The sequence below is a fragment of the Acinetobacter sp. ANC 5414 genome, from assembly GCF_013004295.1.
GTDB lineage: Bacteria > Pseudomonadota > Gammaproteobacteria > Pseudomonadales > Moraxellaceae > Acinetobacter.
In genome coordinates, this window is sequence record NZ_JABERM010000022.1 from 1 (window position 1) to 728 (window position 728).

Annotated in this window: 1 rRNA gene; it reads left to right on the forward strand. The window is 51.9% G+C overall.

What is annotated here, in order from left to right:
* Positions 1 to 728: ribosomal RNA gene (locus HLH18_RS11050) — 23S ribosomal RNA — on the forward strand; the annotation flags it as partial.

Below are 728 nucleotides of genomic sequence, written 5' to 3' on the forward strand. Positions count from 1 at the left end.
CCCGAAACCGACACAGGTGGTCAGGTCGAGTAGACCAAAGCGCTTGAGAGAACTCTGCTGAAGGAACTAGGCAAAATGGTACCGTAACTTCGGGAGAAGGTACGCTGTCGACGGTGATTCCCCTCGCGGGATGAGCGGTTGACAGCCACAGAAACCAGGCCCCTGCAACTGTTTATTAAAAACATAGCACTCTGCAAACACGAAAGTGGACGTATAGGGTGTGATGCCTGCCCGGTGCTGGAAGGTTAATTGATGGGGTTAGCGTAAGCGAAGCTCTTGATCGAAGCCCCAGTAAACGGCGGCCGTAACTATAACGGTCCTAAGGTAGCGAAATTCCTTGTCGGGTAAGTTCCGACCTGCACGAATGGCATAATGATGGGGGCGCTGTCTCCAGCAGAGACTCAGTGAAATCGAAATCGCCGTGAAGATGCGGTGTACCCGCGGCTAGACGGAAAGACCCCGTGAACCTTTACTGCAGCTTGACATTGAACTTTGATCTTACTTGTGTAGGATAGGTGGGAGGCTTTGAAACCGAGACGCTAGTTTCGGTGGAGCCAATCTTGAAATACCACCCTGGTAATATTGAGGTTCTAACTCTGCTCCATAATCTGGAGCGAGGACCATGTCTGGTGGGTAGTTTGACTGGGGCGGTCTCCTCCTAAAGAGTAACGGAGGAGTACGAAGGTGCGCTCAGCGTGGTCGGAAATCACGCGTAGAGTATAAAGGCA